Annotated in this window: 26 protein-coding genes; 10 read left to right on the top strand and 16 right to left on the bottom strand. The window is 39.8% G+C overall.

From position 1 onward, the window contains the following. Nucleotides 1–220 precede the first annotated feature (220 nt). The gene (gene pdxR, locus KHB02_RS08230) at nucleotides 221–1,636 is read left to right on the top strand and encodes a MocR-like pyridoxine biosynthesis transcription factor PdxR (protein WP_213140148.1); all 1,416 of its coding nucleotides are present in this window, start codon (nucleotides 221–223) and stop codon (nucleotides 1,634–1,636) included. A 90-nt stretch (nucleotides 1,637–1,726) separates the two neighbouring features. Here the strand turns inward: pdxR and KHB02_RS08225 are convergent, their stop codons facing one another. Beyond that, complete coding sequence (locus tag KHB02_RS08225) at nucleotides 1,727–2,131, bottom strand: hypothetical protein (protein WP_213140147.1); 405 nt, start codon at nucleotides 2,129–2,131, stop codon at nucleotides 1,727–1,729. Nucleotides 2,132–2,302: 171 nt separating this feature from the next. Here KHB02_RS08225 and KHB02_RS08220 point away from each other — a divergent pair, with 171 nt between their 5' ends. From KHB02_RS08220 to KHB02_RS08205, 4 genes are all read left to right on the top strand, one after another. After that, on the top strand, nucleotides 2,303–3,895 hold the full coding sequence (locus KHB02_RS08220) for a long-chain-fatty-acid--CoA ligase (protein WP_213140146.1): 1,593 nt from the start codon (nucleotides 2,303–2,305) through the stop codon (nucleotides 3,893–3,895). A gap of 224 nt (nucleotides 3,896–4,119) precedes the next feature. Continuing rightward, nucleotides 4,120–5,277 (top strand): acyltransferase family protein, encoded by a 1,158-nt coding sequence (locus KHB02_RS08215; RefSeq protein ID WP_213140145.1) that lies wholly within the window; start codon nucleotides 4,120–4,122, stop codon nucleotides 5,275–5,277. A gap of 67 nt (nucleotides 5,278–5,344) precedes the next feature. After that, complete coding sequence (locus KHB02_RS08210) at nucleotides 5,345–5,779, top strand: SRPBCC family protein (protein ID WP_213140144.1); 435 nt, start codon at nucleotides 5,345–5,347, stop codon at nucleotides 5,777–5,779. Between the two features lie 35 nt (nucleotides 5,780–5,814). Next, nucleotides 5,815–6,060, top strand: a complete 246-nt coding sequence (locus tag KHB02_RS08205; RefSeq protein WP_213140143.1) for a hypothetical protein — start codon at nucleotides 5,815–5,817, stop codon at nucleotides 6,058–6,060. Between the two features lie 55 nt (nucleotides 6,061–6,115). Here the strand turns inward: KHB02_RS08205 and KHB02_RS08200 are convergent, their stop codons facing one another. Beyond that, nucleotides 6,116–6,952 carry a DUF4405 domain-containing protein gene (locus KHB02_RS08200; RefSeq protein ID WP_213140142.1) on the bottom strand — a complete coding sequence of 279 codons (837 nt, stop codon included), beginning with the start codon at nucleotides 6,950–6,952 and terminating at the stop codon, nucleotides 6,116–6,118. A 215-nt stretch (nucleotides 6,953–7,167) separates the two neighbouring features. Here KHB02_RS08200 and KHB02_RS08195 point away from each other — a divergent pair, with 215 nt between their 5' ends. Further along, nucleotides 7,168–7,605: a GNAT family N-acetyltransferase gene (locus KHB02_RS08195; protein WP_213140141.1), complete on the top strand. Its 438-nt coding sequence runs from the start codon at nucleotides 7,168–7,170 to the stop codon at nucleotides 7,603–7,605. A gap of 31 nt (nucleotides 7,606–7,636) precedes the next feature. Here KHB02_RS08195 and KHB02_RS08190 read toward each other — a convergent pair whose 3' ends face one another. From KHB02_RS08190 to treP, 9 genes are all read right to left on the bottom strand, one after another. Further along, nucleotides 7,637–8,743 carry an ion channel gene (locus KHB02_RS08190; protein ID WP_213140140.1) on the bottom strand — a complete coding sequence of 369 codons (1,107 nt, stop codon included), beginning with the start codon at nucleotides 8,741–8,743 and terminating at the stop codon, nucleotides 7,637–7,639. A 104-nt stretch (nucleotides 8,744–8,847) separates the two neighbouring features. After that, nucleotides 8,848–9,465: an RraA family protein gene (locus tag KHB02_RS08185; protein ID WP_213140139.1), complete on the bottom strand. Its 618-nt coding sequence runs from the start codon at nucleotides 9,463–9,465 to the stop codon at nucleotides 8,848–8,850. Between the two features lie 136 nt (nucleotides 9,466–9,601). Next, a complete protein-coding gene (locus KHB02_RS08180) occupies nucleotides 9,602–9,844 on the bottom strand; it encodes a hypothetical protein (protein WP_241113777.1) in 243 nt (80 codons plus the stop codon). Between the two features lie 32 nt (nucleotides 9,845–9,876). Continuing rightward, a complete protein-coding gene (locus KHB02_RS08175; RefSeq protein ID WP_378581689.1) occupies nucleotides 9,877–10,119 on the bottom strand; it encodes a hypothetical protein in 243 nt (80 codons plus the stop codon). Nucleotides 10,120–10,132: 13 nt separating this feature from the next. Beyond that, nucleotides 10,133–10,381, bottom strand: a complete 249-nt coding sequence (locus KHB02_RS08170) for a hypothetical protein (RefSeq protein ID WP_213140136.1) — start codon at nucleotides 10,379–10,381, stop codon at nucleotides 10,133–10,135. Nucleotides 10,382–10,640: 259 nt separating this feature from the next. Then, on the bottom strand, nucleotides 10,641–11,318 hold the full coding sequence (locus KHB02_RS08165) for an SOS response-associated peptidase (protein ID WP_213140135.1): 678 nt from the start codon (nucleotides 11,316–11,318) through the stop codon (nucleotides 10,641–10,643). Nucleotides 11,319–11,404: 86 nt separating this feature from the next. Next, the gene (gene treR, locus KHB02_RS08160) at nucleotides 11,405–12,118 is read right to left on the bottom strand and encodes a trehalose operon repressor (protein ID WP_213140134.1); all 714 of its coding nucleotides are present in this window, start codon (nucleotides 12,116–12,118) and stop codon (nucleotides 11,405–11,407) included. A 14-nt stretch (nucleotides 12,119–12,132) separates the two neighbouring features. Then, nucleotides 12,133–13,800 carry an alpha,alpha-phosphotrehalase gene (gene treC / locus KHB02_RS08155; RefSeq protein WP_213140133.1) on the bottom strand — a complete coding sequence of 556 codons (1,668 nt, stop codon included), beginning with the start codon at nucleotides 13,798–13,800 and terminating at the stop codon, nucleotides 12,133–12,135. Between the two features lie 65 nt (nucleotides 13,801–13,865). After that, nucleotides 13,866–15,290: a PTS system trehalose-specific EIIBC component gene (treP, locus tag KHB02_RS08150; protein ID WP_213140132.1), complete on the bottom strand. Its 1,425-nt coding sequence runs from the start codon at nucleotides 15,288–15,290 to the stop codon at nucleotides 13,866–13,868. Between the two features lie 459 nt (nucleotides 15,291–15,749). Between treP and KHB02_RS08145 the strand changes: the two genes are divergently transcribed. Further along, nucleotides 15,750–16,301: a GNAT family N-acetyltransferase gene (locus tag KHB02_RS08145; RefSeq protein ID WP_213140131.1), complete on the top strand. Its 552-nt coding sequence runs from the start codon at nucleotides 15,750–15,752 to the stop codon at nucleotides 16,299–16,301. 59 nt (nucleotides 16,302–16,360) lie between these two features. On the opposite strand, the gene KHB02_RS08140 is transcribed toward KHB02_RS08145, so the two are convergent. Then, the gene (locus tag KHB02_RS08140) at nucleotides 16,361–16,753 is read right to left on the bottom strand and encodes a thiol-disulfide oxidoreductase DCC family protein (RefSeq protein WP_213140130.1); all 393 of its coding nucleotides are present in this window, start codon (nucleotides 16,751–16,753) and stop codon (nucleotides 16,361–16,363) included. Between the two features lie 166 nt (nucleotides 16,754–16,919). Between KHB02_RS08140 and KHB02_RS08135 the strand changes: the two genes are divergently transcribed. After that, nucleotides 16,920–17,993 carry an NAD(P)H-dependent flavin oxidoreductase gene (locus KHB02_RS08135; protein ID WP_213140129.1) on the top strand — a complete coding sequence of 358 codons (1,074 nt, stop codon included), beginning with the start codon at nucleotides 16,920–16,922 and terminating at the stop codon, nucleotides 17,991–17,993. A gap of 157 nt (nucleotides 17,994–18,150) precedes the next feature. Here the strand turns inward: KHB02_RS08135 and KHB02_RS08130 are convergent, their stop codons facing one another. From KHB02_RS08130 to KHB02_RS08115, 4 genes are all read right to left on the bottom strand, one after another. Continuing rightward, the gene (locus tag KHB02_RS08130; RefSeq protein ID WP_213115724.1) at nucleotides 18,151–18,819 is read right to left on the bottom strand and encodes a DUF2642 domain-containing protein; all 669 of its coding nucleotides are present in this window, start codon (nucleotides 18,817–18,819) and stop codon (nucleotides 18,151–18,153) included. A gap of 186 nt (nucleotides 18,820–19,005) precedes the next feature. Then, nucleotides 19,006–20,322, bottom strand: a complete 1,317-nt coding sequence (locus KHB02_RS08125; protein ID WP_213140128.1) for a hypothetical protein — start codon at nucleotides 20,320–20,322, stop codon at nucleotides 19,006–19,008. 56 nt (nucleotides 20,323–20,378) lie between these two features. Then, the gene (locus KHB02_RS08120) at nucleotides 20,379–20,894 is read right to left on the bottom strand and encodes a hypothetical protein (RefSeq protein ID WP_213140127.1); all 516 of its coding nucleotides are present in this window, start codon (nucleotides 20,892–20,894) and stop codon (nucleotides 20,379–20,381) included. A gap of 151 nt (nucleotides 20,895–21,045) precedes the next feature. Further along, entirely contained in the window at nucleotides 21,046–22,116 is a 1,071-nt protein-coding gene (locus KHB02_RS08115) for a CotH kinase family protein (RefSeq protein ID WP_213140126.1), read from the bottom strand. Nucleotides 22,117–22,302: 186 nt separating this feature from the next. On the opposite strand from KHB02_RS08115, the gene KHB02_RS08110 reads away from it, so the two are divergent. Further along, nucleotides 22,303–22,593, top strand: coding sequence for a hypothetical protein (locus KHB02_RS08110; protein ID WP_213140125.1), 291 nt, complete (start codon nucleotides 22,303–22,305; stop codon nucleotides 22,591–22,593). A 15-nt stretch (nucleotides 22,594–22,608) separates the two neighbouring features. Next, the coding region (locus tag KHB02_RS08105; protein WP_241113776.1) for a hypothetical protein at nucleotides 22,609–23,188 on the top strand (580 nt) is incomplete at its 3' end.

Below are 23,188 nucleotides of genomic sequence, written 5' to 3'. Positions count from 1 at the left end.
CCATTTCACAATATGTCATAGTTATATTATTTACAAAATTTCCTTTTTCATGAAAAAAGCAGGAACAATCCTTCTTTGTTGGAAAAATTTTAGAGATTAAGTTACGGATTCACATATAAAAAATCTTAGATGTGAACTCAAGTTTAATTGGTAAACTGGTATAATCAAAGATATCAGATTAAATGATTTTAGTAGGGTCAGCTTTTGGAGGGGATTGGCAATGCTTGAGATAATGCCTGTATTGGATCATAAAAGCCCAACGCCTTTATATATGCAGCTTGCGAACTTTATCAAAGATGAAATTTTTAAAGGTAATATTAAACCTCTGGAAAAATTGCCATCCAAACGAAATTTGGCTAATTATTTGGGACTAAGTCTGAATACGGTTCAGTCTGCCTATGACCAGCTTTGTGCGGAAGGGTTTCTGGAAAGCCGTCCGCGTTCAGGTTTGTTTGTTGTTGAGCTGCTGGAGGATTTAATGGTAAGACATGATAAGGTGGAGCCTGTAAGGATGGTTGAGGAGCTGACGGATCCTGCTGTAAAAATAGATTTTAATTCGGGAAAGGTCGACCTTGAACATTTTCCATTCAGTTTATGGAGAAGGCTGTCGGTTCAAGCCTTATATGAGGATAAGGGGGATTTGTTTTATACCGGCAATCCGCAAGGGGAAAGGCTGCTTCGCGGGGAAATTGCCAAGTATTTATTTCAGTCTAGAGGTGTTCGTTGCAAAGCTGAGCAAATTGTTGTTGGTGCGGGAACACAGGTATTGATGGGACTCCTTTGTTTAGTAATCGGCAGGGATGAAATTTATGCCTTGGAGAACCCTGGATTTCACCGGACAAGGGCAGTTTTGCAAGATTTAGGTGCCAGAACTGTTCCGGTTCCTTTGGATGAAGAAGGGATTGCTGTAGAATGTTTGCACGGGAGCGGCGCCCGTGTCGTGTATGTCACTCCATCCCATCAGTTCCCGCTGGGAATGGTTATGCCAATTGCTCGACGAATGGAATTGTTGAAATGGGCAGAAGAAAGGGGCGGATACATTATTGAGGATGATTACGACGGGGAATACCGATATAAAGGAAAACCGATTCCAGCTTTGCAAGGGCTGGATTCATCCGGTAGAGTTGTTTATTTAGGCACTTTTTCAAAGTCGTTGATACCATCCTTGCGAATCAGTTATATGGTCCTGCCTGAAGAACTGTTGGCCAGGTACAGGGAGCAATTCACCATTTATAAACAAGCAGTCTCCCGGCTCCATCAGGATACGCTTTATCGTTTTATGCACGACGGCCATTGGCAAACCCATTTAAATAAAATGAGGACACTTTACCGGAGAAAGCAAGCCTTCCTGATTTCAGCGATTCATGATTTTATGGGTGAATGGGTGAAGGTAATCGGTGAAAAGTCGGGTTTGCATATTGTTTTGGACGTTAGGAATGGGATGAGGGAGGAGGAGTTGGTACGGAGGGCGATGGCTGCTGGAGTAAAGGTGTATCCGTTGTCTGTCTATGATGCGGAGTTGGCTGGCGGGATGGATTCCAAGGTTTTACTTGGGTACGGCGGGCTGTCAGAGAATCAAATTAAAGAGGGGATACGGGTTCTGGCTGATGCATGGGGCTTTAAGGAATGCAGATGAAGGACAAAATCGAGTAGGAAATTGTCCTTCACTCAACGGATTGGGAAGTTCCTCCATATGCACTACCGTTATAAAACTTTCTGTCTGTATTTATCGCGGGGTCACTGGTTTTACCGAGATAGCAGGGGAAAGAGAAGTAACAATACAGCCCTCTAGTTGATTTGGCTTTATTAATCCCAGTTCGAGCGCCGCTTTTATTTTTGAATCATCGGGCTTCTTCACCAATTGGATGAGGTCGTTCAATTGCATTTCCTCCAACCTTTTCACCGTTTCCGCCTCATGGAATTTTTCCATTTTGCGAATTTGCCTTTGCAATTTAAAACCACTCACCGTAATTTCGCCTTTCATGTCCTTTCCTACTAAATTATTAAAATAGCTTTGAAACACTTCCTTTAATTCATCCATTTCCAGTTCGATTTCTTTTTTCTTCTTGTTTAGTTCGTAATATTTGACTAACATTTCACCTGTAATCAAGGAATCATTGCTCTTAAGCATTTCCTCGCCCTCCTCTACGAACGTACATTCTATTTTATGGGATTTTCCAACAGATTAGTACTTAGGTGCAATTATTTATTTTTAGACAAATTTTTGTATTTTTATTTAAAAATTATATGATAGAATAATATTATATTGGAATATTCTAAATTTTAAAAAGAGGTGAAAAAAATGAATGTACCTTTAATACTTCCGGAATTTTTAGATCGTGCCGTTTCTCTTTATGGAGACAAGCAGGCTGTTTTTTGCGATGAACGCCAATTTACATATGCCGAGCTGAATGGCAGAGTAAACCAGCTTTCTCATGGGTTAAGGGAATTAGGTGTAGAAAAAGGGGAACGGGTTGCATATCTTGCGCCAAACACTGTTGAAATGCTTGAAGGTTTTTATGGAATTTTCCAGCTTGGCGCCATCATGGTGCCGCTCAATATCCGCTTGAAGCCTGAAGATTACTTGTTTATTTTAAACCATAGTGAATCCAAAGTACTGTTGGTTGACCAGGACTTGTACCATTTAATCACTCCGATTAAAGAGCAGCTCGAAACAGTCAAACATATCATTGTTCAATATAAAGATGATCAAACCGATGAGGTGGATTATGAGAAATGGCTGGCAGGCCACCCATCAGGCAATTTCAATCGTGCAGAACTTGATGAAAATGACGTCTGCAGCCTTCTTTATACAAGCGGTACAACAGGAAACCCTAAAGGAGTTATGCTGACACACCGCAATAATTATCTTCATGCATTAAGCACGATGCACCACTTGCGCGTGAGCGACCGAGATGTCTATCTTCATGTTCTTCCGATGTTCCATGTGAACGGCTGGGGCTCGCCATTTTATTATACGGCAAATGGTGCGACACATGTTTGCTTGAAAAAGGCTACTCCTGAATCAATTTTTCAGGCCATCCAGGAACATAAGGTGACAGTGCTGCACATGGCACCAACAGTGCTGAATTCTTTGCTGCAATACTATGAAAAAAATAAACCGGCAATAGAGCATGACGTTCGCGTGGTTATAGCGGGTTCTGCACCGCCGCCAGCGTTCGTGACCCGCGTTGAACAAGAGCTTGGCTGGGAGTTTATTCAGGTGTACGGAATGACAGAATCTACGCCTCTTAGCTTGGTTTCAACAATCCGATCGGAGCTTACACACTTGTCACCCGAAACGAAAGCACGCATCAAAGCAAAAGCGGGTTATCCAATGATTGGTTCTGATGTTAGAGTAGTCAACGAGCATGGAGAAGAGGTAGCCCATAACGGTCAGGAGATTGGTGAAGTCGTCACAAGAAGCCACGGTGTTATGCTTGGCTATTGGAAAAACCCGGAGGCGACCATGGAAACAATCCGAAACGGCTGGCTCCACACGGGTGACATGGGAACGGTCGATGAATACGGTAATATCGAGATCGTTGACCGGAAAAAGGATATTATTATCAGCGGCGGAGAAAACATTTCTTCCATTGAAGTGGAAGGGGCGCTGTACGAGCATCCTGCGGTATTAGAGGCTGCCGTCATTGCAGTTCCACATGAAAAATGGGGCGAAACTCCCCATGCATATGTAGTATTGCGCGAAGGTGCTGAAGTCAGCGAAGCGGACATCATTTCGTTTTCCCGTGAAAAATTGGCTCATTTTAAAGCGGTTACAGGCGTCACCTTTGTAAAGGAACTGCCAAAGACTGCCTCTGGAAAAATCCAAAAGGTCCACCTTCGTAATGAATACTGGAGCTCAAAAGGTAAAACAGGACGGTTCGTTAACTAAAAAAAGGTTCATAGAATTAATAAGCGGGTTGGATCTTTGTTTCCAGTCCGCTATTTTATATTTTCTACAAGAATGTCATGCTACTACTTTTTCATAAAACCCTAATATGAAACTCCCATTGTCGGGAGTTTTTTGCTTTTTTAGGTAAATTTTCCTTGTAAGAAGCAGTTGGAATCACTACAATATATCTAGGAAAAAATTGGTTTTAGACTGGGGGAGTCTGAGTGAGTGAGAATCGAAGATATGATATTGATTGGCTGAGAAATCTGGGAATCCTGCTGTTATTTCCGTTTCATTCAGCGAGAGTATTTGATTATTGGGATCCGTTTTATGTGAAAAGTGGGGAATTAAGCTGGGGGCTTAGTTGGTTCATTGCCGTAACTAGTTATTGGTTTATGCCGCTGCTCTTTTGGCTGGCAGGGTCAGCGAGCTGGTACGCCCTAAAGAGGAGGTCGAACCAGGAATACATAAAAGATCGCGTGAATCGATTGTTGATTCCCTTGATTTTTGGCGTTTTGTTTATCATTCCGCCACAGGGGTATTTTGCGAAATTAAATCACACAGGAACAGCAGGGAACTATTTCACTTTTTTAAGAACATTTTTTACTGATTTCACTGATCTATCCGGCTATTTTGGCACCTTCACACCGGCGCACCTTTGGTTCATACTTTATTTGTTTGTCCTTTCGCTTGTGGCGCTGCCGGTTTTCAACTTTTTTAAAAACCCCATGAGAAAAAGCAAACATGAAAAATTTAATCAAGTATGTAGCAGGCCACCTGTATTTTTCCTACTATTCATTGGTTTGTTTGTGACACAGGCACTCCCGGCACCAGGCGGTCAAAATCCATTCTTTTTCTTGTTCATTTTTATAATGGGCTTTATTACTTGTTCCCATCAAAGCTATCAAAATATGTTCAATCGAATTCGCGTGAAGGGATTGGCAGCACTGGTTGTTTTGGTTCCGGCATGGGTTATCTTGCTGCAAATGAATCAGGACAGGCAGATTTTTCCAGGTGTGGATATACTTATATCTATTTTAAGAACTTTCAATGTTTGGCTGACGCTTGCGGTGATTTTGGGTTTCGGTCACAAATTTTTGAATTTTTCTCACAAGGCTATCCCGTACATGAATGAAGCAGCATTCCCTATCTATATTATTCACCAGAGTGTGTTAGTTGTCATAGGTTACTATGTTTTAAAAATCAATCTTGGTATGATTCTGTCGTTTTTCCTCATTATGGTCCTGACTGTGCTTATTTCTTGGCTAATATATGAGTTTATCATCAAGCGGACAGCCATAACGAGATGGATATTTGGTGTAAAGGTGAAACCGAAACAAGATAAACAAATTTATTCGGATAGTGGATTAAGAAAAAGTTAAAATGGTATAAAATAAACCGTATGAGACAACCCTGATTATGTTAATAGGTGAAAGAGAGTGGATTATAATGAATAATTTAACAAAGTTTCAAATTAAAAAGCCTGCCAAAGATGTATTTGAGGCCTTTGTCGATCCTTCGAAAATCGGGAATTTTTGGTTCTCATCGAGTTCAGAAAGATGGGCAGCGGGAAAGACCATCAAATTGGAATATGATTTGTACAATGCGCAATTGGAAATTAAAGTTGTTGAAGTAGAGGAGAATAAAAAAATTGTCTTCCTTTGGGGCCCGCCGGAGGACGAACATACCGTAACCATCAGCTTAAAAGAAATGAATTCTTCCAGCACGATTATTGAAATAATGGAAGACGGCTTTCAAGAGAATGACACTGCCTTAATACATAATATACTGGACAATAAAGAAGGTTGGGTATTTATGCTGACCTGTTTAAAAGCTTACCTGGAATTTGGCGTGAATCAATTACGGGGCGGATTACAGAAATAATCATAATTCCTAGGGATTTTCAAGGAGAAATTTCATTGACTAAACAAGAGGCGTTTAATCTGATTGTCTTGATTGAAAGGGTATATCCTCTTTTTGTGGCAAAAAATGAAACGGTCCAGCAATGGTTTAGCGTTTGTGCCGAATTAGATTACAAGTCCGTACTTGGAAGTATTTATGAACATATTAGAATAAGTCCATATCCCCCTGCAATTAATGATATTATTTCTGAAAAATGGAAAAGTAACAATTGGATGAATGAATATCATCTCAAATTATCATAAGAAGTAAAAAAGTCCGGAACAATAAACCGGACTTTTTTTAATCACATATACATTTTTATGTCATTTGAGGATGGGCTAATTTAGATTTCCGTTTTTTCCTTAAAATTCGCTTTTCAATATAATAAGTAGGAATGATGATTACTGCCCAAATCGCAAAATAGTTAAGAACTACGAGAAATGGGTTGCTTGATCCTCCATGTCCTTCTTTAGCATGGAATTTTTCATTTCGAAAATCTCCATTAGGAGGTCCTTGCTTTGTCAGCGCAGTTGAGTTCTCTGTATTTATCGTATTTCCATTATTAGATGTTTGAGTGCTTTGCTGCATTTGCATCGGTTTGAACTCACCCATGCTTGATGTAGCTGTTGAAGCGAACCATTGAATTCCCCCTGCTAAAATAGCGAGTGACAGGACAACGGATGCAATAACACCTTTCCTAAGTATCCCTTCCTTTGTTTTAAATGCCTTTTTACAGATACTCATTACCCACTGCCAATGTACACCAACATGAAGTCCAACAAATGCAAGTGTGGCATCAGCAGATAATCCATGTAATTCACGAATAGTGTGATTTCCCTGAATGGCGAGACTTGGTAATACAACCCTAGAAATTAATATGCCAGTGATAATAACACCTGCCATCGAAATTAACAACAGTACGTTTAAAAGATAACTAAATCGTGTTTTATTAGGAAGCTTCGGGTCAAAGATCTTTTTCGTTGTATTAACCACCCAGCGATAGTTCAAGCCGATGTGTACTAGAATAGCGCCCCCAATTACCAGGCCGGCAATTTCATGAAACGGCAGTCCATCTAATACTCTTGGATTCATTAGCAGCACAAACGTGATGGCCATCAACAAATCGAGAACAATTTTTGTATAATTCTTTTTCATCTTAATTCCTCCAAATTCATTCACCTTAACTTTTTCCCATTATGGTGCGTGAACCTTAAGAAATCCTTAAGCCAAAAAATAAATCCTTATTTTTGAAAATAGAACTTTTCATTTTGGGGGAATAAAAATGACTATCAAAAATGAATCCAATTGAAGTACAATAAAGTGTACCATAAATAGGAAAAAGGGAAAATAAAAGGGGGAGAGGTGCATCAATGAACCTTATCAAAGCCACAATCAAAGAACTAGATGCTGTAACGGAGCTTTTTGATTTATACAGACAATTTTACGAGCAATCGCCTGATACCTTAGGAGCACGGGAGTTTATAAAGTCGAGAATATTAAATGGGGAATCGGTAATTTTCATCGCTTATGATGGTGGGGAGGCGGTTGGCTTTACGCAGCTGTATCCAACCTTTTCATCAGTTAGCATGAAACGGTCTTGGATTTTGAATGATTTGTATGTGAAAAAAGAATACCGTGGCAAGGGTGTAGGTGAAAAATTAATTAATAAGGCTATTGAAATGGCACAGGATACTGGAGCAAAAGGTGTACTGCTTGAGACAGCCTCTGACAATATTCCGGCGCAAGGTCTTTATGAAAAAATTGGCTTCAAAAGAGAAAGCCATTACTTTTATTATTTTTCTATTTAGGGGTGTATGATTTATCCACCCCTTTTTTAAATTATTTTTCAACACTTTTAGTCAATTGTTTGATGGTCTCCTTATCACAAATGACAAACAGCTGGGCATCATCGGGAATCATTTGGTCCAGCTTTTGATTAATGTGCATGTCGCCACGGTCGGCTACTAACGTTGCCCCTTTATTAAGCAGTTCAAAAAAAGCATCACGGTACGTTTTCCATTCCTTCTTTTTTGGAATTTCATACATGGAATCTCCATACTGTGTACTCATTAATTCTGAATACATATGGGTAACGCCATGTGAGAATAAGGAGCGGACGGCAGCGTGCGAAATCATTTCCTGGGTTGGAATAAACTCATCGACCTGAACATGTTTGAACAATTGGATATGGTTTTCATTGATAACTTCTGCCGTGACATGAATATCTTTTTTTAATTTTTCCTCAAGCGTTGTGATCGCGGTCGCCACTAATAAGGTTTTGCCATCCACAAGAAGAGGGTCTTTTGTTAAAAAGTTATCCTGTGCAATCTGGTCAGCAAAAATAATTACACCCTTAGCTTTTGGAAGGTTGGCGTTTAGGAGCGTTTCCTCGTCGGTCGCATCACCGCGGACATAAAACAGGTGTTCCTCGGTAATTGGAGCTTTTTCTAAATTATCAATAATGACTATATCCGTCTTTTTGTCTGTCTTAAGAATTTCCTTTACGGCTAATTTTGTTTTCGGGCTCCAGCCAATCAGAATAATATGATGTTTCCCTGTATATTTCATTTTTCCTCCAACCTTAAGCTTATCAATTACGTATACGGTATTAATGACTTTACCAACAAATACACTTATTAACCCAATGCCGGTGATATAAAGGAAGATGGTATAAATTTTTCCTGCATCTGTTACTGGCGCATAGTCACCGAAACCTACAGTTGCCAGCGTGGTTAATACCCAATATATTGAGGTAATGTACGATTCAAAGGTTTTTGGTTCTATCCAGAAAATCCCAAGCGCCGCCAATAATATGTATAAAAGCACAAAAGGGACTAATATTTTATCCCTGAGCATAATTAAATGATAAAGAATCTTTTTAATCTTCATCCCCACAAGCAACCATCCCAGCCAAAAATCTACATTTATAAACTTTATATTTCCCAAACTTCGCCAAATAAGTATACGAATTGAAAACGGTCAGGCACAATTTTAAAGTAGGATCAAAAAATATAAAACCCCCATTCCTAAATAGGAAAAAGGGGGCATTTTTATTTGGAAAGCATTTCATCCAAATGTTTAATAATCGCTTCACGATTGCCGGAAATCTTTTCTTCTCTTAGCTGGTCTTTTTTCAATTTGTTTTGAGATTTAGTTAAAATCTCTTGTTCAATTGATTGAGGGACGACAACTACTCCATCGGCATCTCCAACAACGATGTCACCAGGGTTTATCGTGACTCCGCCGCAGGAAATCGGCACATTGATTTCACCGACACCTGCTTTGCCGCTTGCAGCGACCGCCGTTCCTCGGGAGAAAACAGGGAAGTTTAATTCTTTAATACCCACAATATCACGGATGACACCATCAACCACTAAGCCGCCGATTCCGAGGGTCTGCATCATGCCGACAACAAAATCGCCGGCAATGGCACGGTATTGGTCTCCTTTGGCATCGACAACCAAGATATCACCCGGCTGAGCGTTACGAATCGCTTTTAAAACGGCCAAATTATCACCGACTGGGATTTTGACAGTAAAGGCCCGCCCTGCAAGCTTGTACTCTTCTTTAAGAGGTTTAATGGATGGGTGGAGGTTATTTAGGCCATCCATTCCATCGGAAATGCAGGTTGTCGGCAGATTCTTAAATTCGATTAATAGGTTATCCATACTAGCGATTCTCCTTTATGTAAATTTTCCTCTATTATACTACTATTCTAACAAATTGGAATATTAGCAAAGTATTAGTTTGAGAAGGACATAAAAATGGCCGTCGGCAGAAAAGCCAGACGGCCATATCGATATACTAAATAAAACTGCTTTTTCCTGACCAACTGTCACTGATATCTTGGTCATATACCGTGCAAATTGGAATATAAAGCGGTACAAAGTCGCCGTTTTGCTCTCCATAGCCTTGATTCCGTTTATAGGAAACAAATTGGTCGATAAATAGATTGGGGCCCATGTTCATGACGGAGGCGTGGTCGAAAACATTAATTTTTATATCACCAAGATTGATGTTCATTGGTGCAAAGATCAAAAGGTTCACCTCGTTGTCGATTAAGTTTTTCGTTCATAAATTTATACAACACTGTTTTTGACTGTTCCACTATCATTAATGTCTGGATCAATTACATAGTTAATCGGAATGTTGACAGGGGAGATATCACCGTTTTGTTCGCCGACTCCTTGGTTTCTTTTATAAGATAGAAACTGATCGATAAATTGGTTCGGCCCAAAGTTGATGACAGAGGTATTATCCACTGCGTTAATCTTAAAACCAATGAAATTAATGGCCATAGGTGCAATATTCAAACCAATCACTCCTGTTCAATTTTTAGGCGTGCGGCCCCGGCTTGGGTTCGCTTTTAATCGAAGGCATATCAATCATTTCATCATCAAATATGATTCCGATAGGAAAAACGGTTGTAGAATCATCGGCCATCTGCTGGCCGAATCCCTGATTTTTCTTCCCAACTGTATTGATTCCCAAATAAATATTTTGACCAAAGGAAACAGCGCTCTTATGGTCAGGTGTGCCAACTTTTAAATAACAAATATTCAAATTTGTTGGAATGAAAACCAATCATCTCACCTCTAAAAACAAAAGGTATCAACAAGTCATTGCAATTTAGTGGGGGGCCCCTGGTTATTTGTTGATGGTATTTTACATTGTATTCACTTTATATGTGATACAGACCATTTATACGGATGGGTTTTCGGACAAAAAAAGAAAGTGGCTTCCGGCCACTTAAAAGAAGGAAAAACTTAATGGGTTAGTACATCATATGACAGAATGTGGACGTGCATATAGGCAACTTGTCCATAGTCGGAAAAAATGTGCGTTAGCATATTTTTTGAATGAGATCAATCGAGTTGTTTTTTGGCGAGTTTACAAGCGAAGAGACCTCGTATGCTTCCATCTGATCTTTATTAAATGACACCAGGAATTGATTAAGGAAATTCGTATCCGTAATCGAGGGGTCAAGCCATTTATGTTCGTCCTCCGGTTTTAAAATGACCGGCATTCGGTCATGAATATCCTTCATCAATTCGTTCGGGGCAGTTGTTATGACAGAGCAGGAAAAGACAGATTGCCCTTCGGGGGATTTCCATTTATCCCAAAGTCCGGCCATCGCAAAAAGGTTATCATCCTTCAGTTTAATCCGCATTGGTGTTTTCGTTTTATCATCATTTCGTTTCCACTCGTAAAAGCTATCCGCAATAATAAGGCAGCGCTTTTTCTGGAACGGCTTTTGGAAGCTTGGTTTTTCTGTTAAAGTTTCTGCCCGAGCATTGATCATTTTATGACCAATCGACATGTCCTTGGCCCAGGGAGGAATCAACCCCCATTTTAAAAAGCCCATCCTATTGGACGTGCCATCATTGATGATTGCCAATACCAGTTGAGAGGGGGCAATGTTAAAGCTTGGCAAATAATTTTCCTCGTCAAGGAAAGCTTGTATATCGAACCGGTCAAGAATCTGATCAATTGTTGCTGTTAAGGTAAATCGCCCGCACATACTTTTCACCTCAGGTTCTTAAGTTAGGTTTATTGTAGCAAAAAATCAAAAAGGAAACCTCTTTTACAAGAGATTTCCATTCATAATCAATTTGTCCTTCGGGCAAAGTCGACGAACCGAAACTTATCGGGGCGGTGCCGGGATTCCGTGTATTGAAATAGACTGGCATCATCCAGGTATACAAGGTTTTTAATAACAACGATGTTATGAAAACCATCAAGATCCAGAAGGGCACGGTCCTCATCCGTCGGTTCTTCGACCACTATTTCTTTTTTCGCAAAACTGATGGTAAGATTCAAGTCTTCTTCCAAATACTCATAAATAGAATCTGCGCAAATTTCTTCTGTTAATTCTGGAACAAACTTTTTATTTAGGAAGTCCTTATCTAAAATGATCTTTTCTCCGCCGATTTCTCGTGTCCGCACGACCTTCCAGACCTGATCTTTCCCGGACAGCTGGAGTTGCTGGCGAATATAGCCGTCCGGTTTCATTAATTCCAACTCATTCACGATGGTTCTCGGTTTCCGGCCCATTTTTTGGCCAAGCTCTTTAAAGCTGACTAGTCCGGAAACAGGGAAGTCGAACTTGGAGACATCGATGACGATGGAACCTTTGCCGCGGACTTTTTGAATATATCCATTTTGCGATAGCAAATTTAACGCTTTTCTGATAGTTTCCCTTGATGTCTGGAAGTGTTCTGTTAATTCATTCTCAGAAGGCAGGAGCGTCTGAGGTAGGATTTCTCCGCTTTTAATTTGTTCGACAATCGTATTGTAGATGGTTAAATATTTGTTTGTCATAAAGACATCACCAATCACTTCTTCATAAGGTAAACGATGGACTCATATGGCCGCAAATGAATTTGGCTCCCAAGTGCAGCTGAATCCTCATAATTAGAGATTAACATTTCACAATGTTCACCATCAAGATGTAAGTGAGATGGGAGAGTGACCGCTTTTTCTTTCCCGTAAAAATTAACTAGAACAAGCATTTTTTCAACGCCATTGGAACGAACATACGCAAAAACCTCTTTGTCATCTTCTAAAATTAATTCAAAGTCTCCGTCTGTTATGATATCGTGATTTTTTCTAAGCTGAATAAGTTTTTGATAATAATAGAAAATAGAATCGTGATCTTGCATGGCGTTTTCGGCATTGATATCAAAGAAATTTTCCGCTGTATTAATCCATGGAGTACCTGCCGTAAACCCAGCATTGCGGCTGGAATCCCATTGTACCGGTGTTCTTGAGTTATCCCGTGACTTTTGCTTCAAGATAGTAAGGATTTCTTGTTCACTCATTCCCTCGTTTTTCTTGATTTTAAAAATATTCAAGGATTCTACATCACGGTAGTCCTCAATGGAATTAAAGTTCGGATTGGCCATTCCGAATTCTTCCCCCTGGTAAATATAAGGGGTGCCCTGCATCATGTGGATCGCAGTGGCTAGCATTTTCGCTGATTCTTTATGGTATTTCACATCATCCCCAAATCGCGATACCACGCGTGGTTGGTCGTGATTGCACCAGAAAAGGGCATTCCAGCCGCCTCCCTTAATCATTTCTATTTGCCAGTTAGACAGAATCTTTTTAAGGGCATCGAAATCGAAATCCGCATTCGTCCACTTATCGCCATTCAGGTAATCAACCTTCAGGTGATGGAAGCTAAACACCATATTTAATTCTTCCCGTTCGGGTTTTGTGTAATCGATGCAATGATCAATAGAGGTAGACGACATTTCACCGACCGTTATTAAATCATAATTTGAAAAAACCCTTTCGTTCATCTCGTGCAGAAACTCATGGATTCTTGGACCATCAGTGTAAAATTTGCGTCCGTCCGTTTCATCCTGCGGGAACTGCTGGTTTTTTGAGATGAGATTGATAACGTCAAGACGGAAGCCATCGACTCCTTTTTTAAGCCAAAAATGCATCATTTCATATAAGGCTTGGCGGACCTTTTCGTTTTCCCAATTGAGGTCCGCTTGGGTCACATCGAAAAGATGAAGGTAATATTGGCCAGTCGTTTCGTCATACTCCCAAGCAGAACCGCCAAATTTAGACTGCCAGTTGTTTGGCGGTGCTCCGTTTACACCATCCTTCCAAATGTAGAAGTCACGGTACGGGTTATCTTTTGAGGATTTTGACTGCTTAAACCATTCATGTTCTGTTGAGGTATGATTGATGACAATATCCATCATGATCTTTAAACAGCGCTTATGGGCTTCATTCAGCAACCGTTCAAAATCATCCATTGTGCCATATTCGGGATATATGCTGTAATAATCGCTAATGTCATACCCATTATCTCGCTGTGGCGATTGATATATAGGGGTGAGCCATAGAACATCGACACCTAATTTTTTCAGATAGTCGAGTTTTTCAATGATGCCTTGAAGATCTCCGGTACCATTACCGGTTGTATCCTTAAAGCTTTTTGGATAAATTTGATAAACGACTGCATTTTTCCACCAAGCTGTTGACATTTTTTGCACCTGCCTAATGTATTTAATGTGAAAAGGAGGGAGCTGTTCTCCCTCCTTGATTGGAGTTATTTTTTCAAAGAAAATTTGTTCATTCCCGTTTTTGCAAAGATGGTTGTTAACAGGAATGGAACAACAACGGCAATGACCATGCAGACAGCAAACATCGCCATATGTTTTGCTTGTATCGATAAGATGCCAGGAAGACCACCGACACCAATTGAGTTAGCCATAACACCGCTTGCTACAGATACAACGCCTGCAACCATGGAACCAATCATGGCTGCTAAGAATGGGAAACCATATTTCAGGTTAATACCAAACATTGCCGGCTCCGTCACCCCAAGGTAACATGAAATGGTCGCCGGGATTGAAACTTGCTTTTCCTCTTCGTTTTTACGGTTGATGAAAATCATCGCAAGAACGGCTGAACCTTGAGCGATATTGGATAAAGCAATCATTGGCCATAGGTTTGTACCGCCAAGCTCACTCATCAATTGAAGGTCAATTGCGTTTGTCATATGGTGTAAGCCTGTTATGACTAGTGGAGCATAAGCAAATCCAAAGATTGCTGCAAACAACCAGCCGAAGGAAGAGGTTAAGCTTGAATAAACCACATGAGAAATGCCTGAACCAATTTGCCAGCCGATCGGCCCTAAAATTGTGTGAGCAATTAATACAGTCGGAACCAGTGCAAAAAATGGCACAACAATCATCGAAATTGAATTTGGCACTACTTTACGCAGTCTCGTTTCAAGGAAGCCTAAAGTTAAGCCAGCTAGAATCGCAGGGATTACTTGAGCTTGATAACCAATCATCTTAATGTGTGCAAAACCAAAATCCCATGTAGGAATTTCTTTCGCTCCCGCAACGGCATAAGCATTTAGCAATTGCGGTGATACTAAGGTAATTCCGAGAACGATACCAAGAATTTGCGATGCGCCCATTTTCTTGGCTACAGACCAGGTGATGCCGACAGGGAGGAAGTGGAAAATCGCCTCACCAATCAGCCAAAGGAATGAGTGGACTCCGGCCCAAAATTGAGAAACTTCTACAATTGTTTTTGTTCCATCATCTAATAGTTTAATGTCGCCAATAATATTTCGGAATCCAAGGATTAAACCGCCGACAACAAGGGCTGGAATTAATGGTGTGAAGATTTCGGCTAAATGCCCCATCATCCGCTGCAGCCAGTTTTGATTTTTCTTCGCTGCAATTTTTGCTTCTTCTTTTGAAGCGCCTTCAACACCTGCAATTTTTTCGAATTCATTATAAAAGCTAGAAACTTCATTTCCAATAATGACTTGAAATTGGCCAGCTTGGGTAAATGTACCTTTAACAAGTCCGATTGATTCAATACTTTTTACATCGGCTTTCGATGGATCCTTTAAAACAAACCGCATTCTAGTTACACAGTGAGTAACGGCAGCAATGTTTTCTTTACCGCCAATATGTTTGAGTAATTCCTTTGAAGGATCTGTGTATTTACTCATCTGATTTCCCCCTAACGAATGGGTAATACCCATTTGTTTCCTATATTTTTATCAAACCCTTAATTTTATACAGGTTTTGTATGAGTTTACCTGTTGGTTTCTACCTGTATATACAAGTTTTGATTACGTTTTCATTATGACTTGTATATACATGTTTGTCAATAATGAAATTTTATTGGAAAAGTTAAGTAAATGATGGGGAGGGTTGGTAAAAAAGTATAGTGTTTTCCTGAATTTTTAAAATACTTTTAGTCTTTAACACTTTAAACTATTGAATGAATTTTTAGAAAATGTTACACTATAGTTGTTTAAATTCTTCTGAGTTTAGACCTCCTAATTTGAGACTTAGTTGTGACCGCTAGGTTCTCGCTTTGGCCCTTGACTTTGTTCAAGGGTCTTTTTTTAAATGGAATTTTATGTGTATGATGATAGAAAGTACTTTATGGAGGTTGTCCATTATTGGAATTTAAAACAATTGACTACTTTGATGAGGCTATATGGGGTAAGGTTTTTCCTATTTATGAAGAGGCTTTTCTTGGTAAGGGAGCAAAGCCGGAGAAGATTATCCGAAACATGTTCAGGAAGAAGCTTTGTTGTTTGCACGTGGGATTTTTGGATAATCAGGCAACGGCAATGGCAATCAGCGGAAAACTTGCTGGAATATCTGCGTTATTAATTGATTACCTCGCTGTCCCAGAGGAGTATCAAAACCAGGGAATTGGTAAAAACATGGTTACTTATATTAAAGAATGGGCGGCACAGGAAGGCCAATGTGAGAATCTTGTTATAGAGGTTGAATCTGACCAGACCGACGAAAACCTCGCAAGAATTCGCTTTTGGGAAAAATGCGGCTTTATCATAACTGATTACATTCATCATTATATATGGGTACCTGAACCTTATCGGGCCATGTTTATTAAATTAGGGCCTGACACTGCGCTGCCTGATAGCGGTGAGGAAATTTTTAAGTATATTGGTGCTTTTCATAAAAGGTCGTTTACCGGTTCTTGAAATCTTTAAAAAGGAAAAAACAGCACCTAGAGGGGCTGTTTTGTTTTAGTTTAGCAGCATTAATCTAAAAATCTATTTTTCCATTCCGGTTTTGGAAGCATGCAGCTTTCTGTTTTTCCGAACCACTTATATCGGTTGCTGGCAATTGTTTTATAAAGCCGGTCACGAATGGGGAGGGGGATGACGAACAGAACAGCGAGGAGTCTCCATGCCCCTGAAAGATCCTTACAAACTTTAAGTACTGCCGTTGATTCAAGGTAGATTTTTTCATTTTCTATTAGCACAAAACTGTTCATCTTAGGGGGTAAGGTGAATTTCTTGAGCAGGTTTTGTCCGGCGACACCTTGCTGGGATGCAAATTTGAATTGGCCTGAGGAATCCCTTTTTATAATAAATTGGACGCTCTTATTGCAAAGATTACAGACCCCATCATACAAAATAATTCGTTCCATTTAGACCCCCACTTATCCATTCACACTTTGTTTATATCGATAGCTTACCATAATATTGGAGCGGTTTCTCATTGTTGCTTACCAGAAATATCATTATTTTCCGAATTTATCTTGCAGGATAACGAATTTAATCGTTATAGTTAAGTTTGTATAGAGGAGGTAGAATATGTGGGAAAATTCTTTAACGAAGTTGCTGGAAGTTAAGTATCCAATTATTCAGGCGCCAATGGCTGGAGGGGTGACAACTTCGGAATTAGTTGCCGCTGTTTCCAATAGCGGTGGGCTCGGAATGATTGGCGCGGGTTATTTAAGTCCAAGTCAATTGAGGCAGCAAATTCATGAAATTCGTGAGTTAACTTCAAGTAATTTCGGTGTGAATTTATTTGTTCCAAGTACTTATCATGTCGATGAGGATAAGATTAACAATGCCAAATCCGTTTTAATACCTCTGCAGGAGGAATTGGGAATAGAGGGTAATCCAAGTCTCCCTAGTTTCGAAGAAGACCTAAAGAAGTTTCATGAACAGGTGGATATCATTATCGAAGAAAAAATCCCAGTGTGTTCCTTTACCTTTGGGCTGCCGTCAGCAGAAATCACAGCCAAACTTAAACAGAATACCATTATCCTGATTGGAACGGCCACTACAGTACAGGAAACAAAATTGAATGAAGAAGCAGGGATGGATGCGGTTGTGGTCCAAGGGATGGAAGCGGGCGGACACCGCGGAACGTTTTTAGGCGGGGACCAACAAAGTTTAATCGGTTTGATGTCCCTCCTTCCACAAGCAACTGACAGTGTACGTATTCCGATTATCGCGGCAGGCGGGATCATGGACGGGCGTGGAGTTATGGCGGCCAAATGTTTGGGCGCCTTAGCAGTGCAAATGGGGACAGCCTTCTTGGTATGTGAAGAAAGCGGAGCCAATAAACTGCATAAGCAGGCAATTTTAGAAGCGGAGGAGGACCAAACTGTTTTGACCAAAGCCTTTTCCGGTAAAATGGCTAGGGGGATTAACAATCGGTTTATCGAAAAACATGAACAAATGGAGGATCATCTACCAGACTATCCAGTGCAGAACGAACTGACAAAGGCAATTAGAAAAGCCTCGGCCGCCAAAGGAAACCACGAATATATGTCACTCTGGTCCGGACAAAGTCCAAGGCTGGCTAGAAACATAACCGTGAGCAAATTAATCGGCAGGATAATATCAGAGGCTGAAAAACTTCAAACAAAGTTATAACTTTGAAAAAAGGCCTACCAAAAAAACAACAAGGCTGAATCAGAAACAATAAGAATATGATTCAGCCTTTCTTAATTTTCCACGGGCGGTGCCTGACACCACTTTATTTTGTGCCTAGAGCTTGTTTACTTTGCGGGCAGATGGGCACAGATAGTTGCTACGTCATGTGGAGGGTTTTGATGTGATGGAGGTTGAGGTAGACTGGGTCTTCTTTGGCTGAGATTAATTCGACGAAGTTGTTTTTTATGTTTTGGATTTTGCCAATGACATTTTCGTTTTCTCCAATGTTGAAGACAACCAGTTCTCCTTTTAGTTTTTCTATTTGGATTTCGAATGATCGAGCAAAGGTGATACTGCTTGGATTAACAGGTAAATTGGAGTTGCTTAGGCCATAAGGTCTTTTATTATTTGTGTAAGGTATAAGCCATTTTAAATGATTTAATGAGATAAACATGGTTTTATAAATAGGTGAGTAAAACACAAAATAATTGTTCATGATGCTGATAATGTAACCATGCAGTGCTTGTTTACTTGTAACGTAGATTTCTGTAAAAATACCCTTCGCAGATGTAAGGATTTTTCTTAAAGAGATATCTTCATTATGATTATAGATAGGGGTAGGTTCATTACTGATTGTGATTTCCTCAATTTCATCCTGTTTGAGATACTGCCAGTTTTGTATATGAATGGTAGGGATATAAAGATAATCAGTCCCGTTAAACAATACACACAAATCACCGCCAACATCAATCAGCATGCCGCTTAAAAGTTTCTTGCCGGCAATTTCAATTTTGATATATTTTCCAATTGCTTCTTTAAAATTCATTTCACACACTCCTTTCCAAAGAAGTGACGTTTACAAAAAGAGAGGGGCTTCAACATACCCTTTCAATAAAAAAGTGGATGAACATAATGGACCCCAGCTCACTTTTGTAAAAGGGGATTAGTGTGGACAATTAAAATGGTTGAATGATTACTTGATATTGTCATAAATAATAAACAGCTTTTTTTATTAATAAACTCTGAATCTCTTTATTTTTGCAGGTTCAGCAAACGAGTATGAGTTCTTGCTGGAGCCAGATGCGATTTCGGCAAATGGTAAAGATTTCACCATCGATCCTGACACGATTTCACCCTCGAATGGGGAAGGATTTACATTTGAACCGACTGCTCCTTCACCGGCAAAACGGGAGGATTTCTTTTCCTGCTCGAAGGCATTCCATATAAATCTCTTTTCTTTTTGGCCCTTTTCAAATTTTGTGGTAGCAGATGGGGATTGCGCGGTTTCTGCTGTTATTTTATCTTTTAATTTGGCTGGAGCGGTTTCCGTTGTTTTCATTTCTTTCTTATTTCGTGATACAGCTTCCGATTTTGTTTTTTCCTTTGTTTTAGCAGCAGTAGTATCAGACTTTGCCACTTGTTTTGCCTTTTGCTCATTTTTTTCTTTCGCTGTTTCTTTTTGTGAAACAACCTGTTTTGTTTTCTCTTGATTTTTAGATTTATTATCATTTTGATTATCGCTGTTCTTTTTTACTACAGTCTTAAGCAATACTGGAGCTGGTTTTTCCTCCGGTTTTGATTCCTCATTTCCGGAACTTGAATGACTTTCATCCTCTTCAATATTTGCGACCGGGCTTTCCAATTTAAATGGCTTTGACCAGCCTGCAAGCTCTTGGTCCGCCGCCTGATGCTTATCATCATTTTCCTTGATTTCATCTTTTTCCTTGATTTCCACTTTTTCATTTTTTTCAGAGTGTGTATCGGCTTTTGCTTCAGCATCCTTTTTATCCGATTTTTGGTTACTATTATCCTTTTTAGCAGCTGCTTTTTCCTTCGATTGTTCTTGTTTGTTTTCTGTCTTGTTTTGTCCTTCTGCTGCTTCCTTATTTTCCGTGGCTTTTTTTTCTTCTTTTATAAATCCTTTGAGAATATTGGACACATAGTCTAATTTTAATAAAATTCGTTCTTCACCATTAATCAAAGTAACAAAATCTGAATCTACTTCACTAAGCACGCCGCTAAATCTTTGCTTATGGATACTTAGAATCGTGACCCAGGTGTGTTGAAATGAATTTAATAAAGCGATCAAGCTTTGTGTTTTTTGAAATGGTGTCTTAGAATTTAGAACTTTAAAGTCTCTTGTATTCTTCGTAATGGCCTGAATTTTATCAATTCGGTAGTAAAAGATAAATTTCTGGTCGGTTTCTAAGACAACATGGTCTTCTTCAACGCCAAGCAATTTACCTTTATAAACTTCCTCACCTACATATAGATTCACATAGAAGCCTTTTAGCAAATCTAAAGCAGCAGTAAATTTCTCTAATCCCATTATTCAGCCTCCTAAAGAGATTATGGGTCGCTCCTCATAGGAGAAGCGACTCATTTTTAATCGTTACTTTCCTCTCTCGAACCTTCATCTTCCTCATTCTCATCTTCATCATTGCTCTCGTCGTTCTTACTGCCGCCGGATTTGCCCTCAAGCAATAAACCATAACTAATGTTTCGGATATGCTTCATAGAAAAACGAACGACCTCTTCTTTCACAATTAAAGAAGCAATATCTTTACTTACATCATTTAGTACTCCTTCTAAGGCTTCAGTTCCTCCGCGGTTAATTCGTATCCATTGATAACGAATACTTTCTAATAGTTTGACAAAGTTTTCGCCAGTTTTGTATTCGAAGTTCTTTGGAATATTCACACCGAGTTTCAAAAGATCCCTTGAACTCTCAGTCACACTTCTAATATGATTGGTTTTGTAATAAACCACGCCATCACTTTCAGTTAAAAGAACAAAATAATCTTCAAAAACGGCCAATACTTTTCCCATCCTGGATTCAGGGCCACCCCGATCGACACGAATCGTTTTGCCCACATATTGCATCATCGACTCTTTATTCATAACCCATAGTTTCCTCCTTATATTTAGATAAACATTTACACTGCATCTATATGTATCATGGGATGATGTTGTACTAATAAAGTAGCCTTTTTTTAACAAGTACCTGAAAAATAGGCAAAAAAAATATGGTCAAAAACCATATACTTAAGGCCTAAATTAAAATAGAAAGTTCGCTGCTAAGATAGGCATTTCTATTTCGAATAAACTCAAAAAAGACATTTTTTTCCTCGTCCAGTATTTCCTCATCCAATTCAATATAAGGATCTAGGCTGATGTAGGGTTTTATTTTTTCCAATAGCTCATTGATAATCGGTGCTTGAACCTCTACGGTAAAATCATTATCTAAAATAGAGGATAGAATTTCTTTATATCTCGATTTAAATTCCGGGAAGTGTAGAATTCGCCCAGTTAAAGTGTTATATCCTGTAACGGGGACGTAATCATAATCAAGGAGCCGGCCATGGAGGTTTCTTCCCCAGGTACCGTCATAGTCCCAAGGGCTGATTTCGTATAAATTTGTTTCTCCATTTTTGTAGAGTGCATAATTATGGATAAATCCATCGTAGTTTTGTGTACAGACCACGCCACAAAGCCATCTTAAATATTTGTCTACATCCAATATATTGACGATTTCTCTTTTAAAATCCTCATTTTTTAGCACATTTATCATCGCAATGAAACTCCGTAAATGTTCCATATCTTCTTTATTGCCATATTTTAGCGTATACCCCTGGTCGAGCCTCTTTTTTGGTTCATTTTTTTTCGTTATTAAGGAGAAGTTCGCTCGATTATTGGTTGCGTAAATAATGGCACCATCCGGTAAATTTCTTTTTTCCAGGAGGTATTGGTCTAATGATTCTATTTCTAAGTAAATACCTTTACAATATCCGTTAACGTATAAAAGTATATGGCGTGAGTGAGGAGATATAACGCCGATCCGATCAAAAAAATCTAGTGATAGTTTGTTCCTGCACAAGGATATATCTGAGAACTCGGCATTAAGATGAAGTTCATGGGCGCCATTCTTTGTAAATGGCTTTTCAAATACAATCCGGTAGGATCTCTTTTTCTTATCTCTAATTACATTGCCGCGGTACGAAAGGCTGATTTTATAGCGATTGTTTCCAATCTTTAACACAGCTGGGACTAAATCGTCATTCCAAATATCATATTCCAATTTTCTTAACCATTTAGGATTTATTAAAATTTCGTATTTTAACACTTTAATACCCCTATACCATATTTTATCTAGATATATGCAATATATATTGGAGGTGTGTATTTGTTTCCTAAATGACTTTTAGTTTTGAAAAATATATATCTGTCTATATCAAAACAAACGCCAATTTCATAAATTGAAAGAGAAAATAAATTGTATTGGAAAGTGGTGTATAAATGGTGTTAAATCTTGGCGTTGAAGAATTATTACAACAAGCAGAAGCAAATGGTGTACTTGCATTTATGCATAATAATCCTGCTGGTAAACATAAGAAAGGCAAAGGCGGAAAGAGTCATGGAAGTACCGGCAGTCATGGAAGTACCGGCAGTCATGGAAGTACCGGCAGTCATGGAAGTACCGGCAGTCATGGAAGCACCGGCAGTCACGGAAGCACTGGCAGTCACGGAAGTACTGGCAGCACAGGCTCAAAGGGCAGCGGTAGTTCTGGCAAGTCTGGCAGCAGTGGAAAAGGCCCGTTGAAAAAACATAAGAAGCATGGTCCTGGTACAAAGAAACATCACAGCAGCGGAAGCACTGGAAGCGGCGGCAGTAAGGGCAGCAGTGGAAGCACTGGATCACATGGCAGTACCGGCAGCAGCGGTAGCACTGGATCACATGGCAGTACCGGCAGCAGCGGTAGCACTGGATCACATGGCAGTAAGGGCAGCAGTGGTAGCACCGGATCACATGGCAGCAGTGGAAGCAAGGGCGGCAGCACCGGCAGTCACGGAAGCAGCGGAGGATCAAGTGGGGGTCGAGGCCCTGGTCATCATAAAAAGCATAAAAAACATAAAAAACCTGGCCCTGGTCCGAAAAAGCATGGCAGCCACGGAAGTTCAGGAAGTGGTGGAAGCCATGGCAGTTCGGGAAGCCACGGCAGCAGTGGAAGCCATGGCAGTTCAGGAAGCCACGGCAGCAGTGGAAGCCATGGCAGTTCAGGAAGCCACGGCAGCAGCGGAAGCCATGGCAGTTCGGGAAGCCACGGCAGCAGCGGAAGTCATGGCAGCAAAGGAAAAAAGGGCGGAAAGGGTAAAAAGAAATAATAACTCTGTAAAAAATGTATTTTATGAAAATA

The sequence above is a fragment of the Neobacillus citreus genome (genome assembly GCF_018343545.2).
Classification (GTDB): domain Bacteria; phylum Bacillota; class Bacilli; order Bacillales; family Cytobacillaceae; genus Neobacillus; species Neobacillus citreus.
This window is presented reverse-complemented; position numbering and strand designations above follow the sequence as displayed.